The organism is Planomonospora algeriensis (genome assembly GCF_977012225.1).
Window position 1 is genome coordinate 1 of the sequence record NZ_CDRNDK010000514.1, and the last position, 4,115, is coordinate 4,115.

At 74.5% G+C, this 4,115-nt stretch carries 4 protein-coding genes and 1 pseudogene; all 5 read right to left on the reverse strand.

The window, feature by feature from the left end; genetic code table 11:
* Positions 1 to 231: 231 nt before the first annotated feature.
* Entirely contained in the window at positions 232 to 438 is a 207-nt protein-coding gene (locus ACWJ6R_RS31435; protein ID WP_449065699.1) for a hypothetical protein, read from the reverse strand.
* A 288-nt stretch (positions 439 to 726) separates the two neighbouring features.
* Entirely contained in the window at positions 727 to 1,281 is a 555-nt protein-coding gene (locus ACWJ6R_RS31440; protein WP_449065702.1) for an AtuA-related protein, read from the reverse strand.
* Between the two features lie 30 nt (positions 1,282 to 1,311).
* Positions 1,312 to 2,507: pseudogene (locus ACWJ6R_RS31445) on the reverse strand (acyclic terpene utilization AtuA family protein); the annotation flags it as partial.
* Positions 2,507 to 3,328, reverse strand: coding sequence for an enoyl-CoA hydratase-related protein (locus ACWJ6R_RS31450; protein WP_449065700.1), 822 nt, complete (start codon positions 3,326 to 3,328; stop codon positions 2,507 to 2,509). The gene ACWJ6R_RS31450 and the pseudogene ACWJ6R_RS31445, both read right to left, overlap by 1 nt.
* Positions 3,329 to 3,422: 94 nt before the next feature.
* Positions 3,423 to 4,115: acetyl-CoA carboxylase biotin carboxyl carrier protein subunit (locus tag ACWJ6R_RS31455; RefSeq protein WP_449065701.1), on the reverse strand; the 693-nt coding region annotated here is incomplete at its 5' end.

Genomic DNA, 4,115 nt, shown 5'->3' on the forward strand with positions numbered 1-4,115 from the left:
CCCCAGCGGGCGACCGCTGGAATCCCCCGCCTTTAGGCGGGGGAGGAAGTCAATCCTGGTCCTCCTGGTGGGCGGCCTGCACGAGAGTAGACGCCGAATGCGGATCATGCCATCGGCCGTCGCAATCGTGATCGGCGCGTGAGGCGGGCCGGCGCCCGCCACCCCTCGGGAGGGCGTCCGCGGGTCCTCGGGGAAGGCCGCCGCCGGCCTCCGGGGAGGGGCCCGGTGGGTTCAGGGGAGGACCCGGCGGGCGATGTCCACGAGGAGCTCGCGGGGGACCTCGACCGCAGTCTCCCCCTCCAGGACGTGCCGGAGCCCGGACAGGGCCTCGGCGTCGGTCACGTGGAGCCCCTGCACGACGATGGTGCCGCGGTCGGTCTCGTAGAGGGAGGGGCAGGCGCCCGCCTCCGACGTGGAGCCGAGAAACCGCAAACGCATGATGGGTCCTTCCCGAACGGCATCGCAACGCAATTGCGCGCAATCCTAAAATGGATCAAAGAGGAAAAACAGGCTGGATCGCTGAACTCTCAGGAATCTGGAAGCGGCGAGCCTGCTCGCCGGGACACCACGGTCCGTCGCAACCCGCCCGCCCGCCGGTCGGCGTCGTGCGGTCCGTGCACCGGTCGGCGTCCCGCGCCGCGTCGCGGTCTCTCACATCTGGCGCGGTACGGATCACATCCGGCGCGGTACGGATCACGCCCGGTGTGGCACGGACCGCGCCGCCGCTCACAGCAGGGCGCGGGGGATGTCCGTCACCGCGGCGCGCAGTTCCTCGCCCAGCGCCTTGGCCTGGGCGTCCAGGCGGGGGCTGGAGGCGACGCCCCGGCCGAGGAGCCCGTGGACGACGAAGTTGAGGGCGAGCAGGTTGGGCAGGTCGAAGCGCTCGACCACCAGACCGGCGGTCTCCGGGAGGAGCTCCCGCAACCGCCCGACCGTCAGGTGCTCCGAGAGCCACGCGAACCGCTCGGCGGTCCCGGTCCAGACACCGAGGTTGGCGTTGCCGCCCTTGTCTCCGGAGCGGGCGCCGACGATCGTCCCCAGCGGCGCCCGCAGGGTCGGCCCCCCTCCGTCCGGAAGCGACGCCCGCACGGCCTCCGCCCGGGTGGAGGCCGTCACGGGCGCCTCCCGTACGGTCTCGCTCTCCCGGGCGGACCCGCTCTCCCGCCTGCTCCCGGTCCCCCGGCGATCCGGGGCGGGGGAGGGCGCCGCCGCGCCGGAGGCGTCGAAGGGCACCTCCTCGCCGTCGAGCAGGACCCGGGGACGGACGGCGTCCGCAGGCACCAGGCACGGCCAGTAGACCCCGTACGGCGAGGCGTCCCCCGGAGGGGCCAGGCCGTGGAAGCCCGGGTAGGAGGCCAGTCCGGTCTCGACCACGGCCGCGGAGAACGCGCGTCCGGCCTTCCCGCGGTCGGGGTCCATCACGGTGACGCGGAGCAGGGCCGTGCCCGCGAGCGGGGTGAGCTCGACGTGGACCTGCTCGAAGGAGTCCCGCGGCACGCGGGCCCACAGGGCGTCCAGCGCGAGCCGGGCCTTGGTCTCGACGTCCAGGCCGGTCAGCACCATGGTCATGGTGTTGCGGTAGCCCGCCGGATAGGTGACCGCCACCTTGAGCGTCTCCGGCGGCGCCTCGCCGCGCACCCCGGAGATCCGGACGCGGTCCGGGCCCTGCTGCTCCAGCCGGATCGTGTCGAACCGGGCCGTGACGTCCGGCCCGAGGTAGCGCGGGGAGCCGATCTCGTACAGCAGCTGGGCGGTGACCGTGCCGACCGAGACCGTCCCTCCGGTCCCGGGGTGCTTGGTGATCACACCGGACCCGTCGGCCTCCAGCTCCACCAGCGGGAACCCGCAGTGCGGCAGGTCGGGCACCTCGCCGAAGAACGCGTAGTTGCCGCCGGTCGCCTGGCAGCCGCACTCGATGACGTGCCCGGCGACCACCGACCCGGCCAGCGCGTCGTGGTCGCCGGGGCCCCAGCCGTACCGCCAGATGCCCGGACCGGTGACCAGCGCCGCGTCGGTGACGCGGCCGGTCACCACCACGTCCGCCCCCGCCGAGAGCGCGGCGGCGATCGGCCGCCCGCCCAGGTAGGCGTTGGCGGTCAGGGGCGTCGCGGTGAGCCGCTCCCCGGTGTCGGCGTTGACCGCGTCGCCGAGGACGCCGAGGTCGCCGGTGAGGTCGTCACCGGTCACGCAGGCGACCCGGGCCCGCAGTCCGAGCCGCCGGCCAGCTCGGACACCGCCGCGGCGCACCCGGCCGGATCCAGCCCGCCCGCGTTCGACACGATCCGGATGCCCCGTTCCAGGCAGGTGCCGAGGACCTGCTCCAGCTGCGCCAGGAACGTCGGCGCGTACCCGGGGCGGCCCTTCAGGCGGTTGCCCGCCAGGATCAGCATGGTCAGCTCGGCGAGCCAGTCGCCGGTGAGCACGTCGATCGGCCCGCCCCCGACCATCTCCCGGGCGGCCGAGAGCCGGTCGCCGTAGAAGCCGGAGCAGTTGGCGACGCGCAGCATCAGGCGCCCGCCGACGGCTCCGGCCGCGGCACCCAGGAGGGCAGGCGCTTCTCCATGAAGGCGGCGATGCCCTCCTGGCCCTCGGCGGAGGTGAACCGCTGGGCCGACAGCTCGGCCATCCGGCGCATGCCCTCCTCCACCGGGAGGGCCGGCACGGTCCGCACCAGCTGCTTGGTGATCGCCAGCGCCTCGGGGCCGCCGCGCAGCAGCATGTCCGCGTAACGGGCGACGACGGCGTCCAGCTCCTCCTCCGGGACGGCCCGGGTGAGCAGGCCGATCTCCTGGGCGCGGGCGGCGTCGAAGACCTCGCCGGTGAGGAGGTACTCGGCCGCGGCCCGCGGGTCCAGCCGCCGCAGCACGGTCACCGCGATCATGGCGGGCACCACGCCCAGCCGGACCTCGGTGAACGCGAACGAGGCCGAGTCCGGCGCGATCGCGAAATCGCACGCCGCCACCAGCCCGAGCCCTCCGGCGCGCGCGGTGCCGTTCAACCGGCAGATGACCGGCTTGGGACTCTCCCAGATCATGCTCATGATCTCCGGGAACGACGCCGTCACCGGCGCCTCGTGCGCGCCGCCCGGCTCGGAGCGCTGCTCCTTCAGGTCCGCCCCGGCGCAGAACACCGGCCCGGTCCCGGTCAGGACGATCAACCGCACGCTCTCGTCGGCCAGCGCCCAGTTGAGCCGGTCCTCCAGGTCGCCGAGCAACCGCACGGACAGCGCGTTGCGATTGCGCGGCGAGTCGAGCGTGATCGTGGCGATCCCGCCGGACACCTCCTTGCGCACCAGCCGCTCCACCGGCCAACCCCCGTCGGTGTTCATTTCGCCCACTTCCTCGTCGGCGCGCCGCGGACGGGCCGTCTCCCGTCCCGCCTGGCGCGTTCACCCATCGCTCGCAGCGTGAAGGCCCCGGAATTCAGGCCGGGGCCCTCGACTCCGGCTCCCCGATCACGGCCAGTACGGCTCCCGCCTCGACCTGGCGGCCCGGCACCGCGTCCAGCCCGGTCACCGTGCCCGCGGCGGGCGCGGTGATCGGGTGCTCCATCTTCATCGCCTCTAATACCACGACCACCTGCCCGGCGGTGACCCGATCGCCGGATGCCACCTCGACGCGCAGCACGGTACCGGGCATGGGCGCGAGCAGTGAGCCGGGGGCCGGTCGCTCGACCGGCTCGGGCAGGCGGGGCAGCGGCGTGAGCCGTACGGAGCCGAGGGGGGAGTCCACGTACGCCACGCCGCCGTGGTGGGAGACCTCGAAGCGGTGCCGTACGCCGCGGGTCTCCAGGACCACCAGGTCCGGTGTGGCGCCGATCAGGACGGTGTCCGGGAACCCGTCGGCCCGCAGGCCGTCCCGCGTGATCCGGTAGGCGACCGTGCGGACGGCGTCGCCGCCGGACGGGTCCGGGCCGGTCGCACCGGCCGTGCTCCCGGCGCTCTCCGTGCTCCCGGTGGTCTCGGCGGTCCTGGTGCCTCCGGTGCCTCCCGCGGTCCCGGTGGTCCCCGCGCCGACCGCGAAGGCGGCGTGCTGCGGTTGGGAGACCACGTTGCGCCACCCGCTCGGCAGCCCCGCCTGCACGGTCGCCGCGGCCCGGTTCACGGCGGCCCGGGC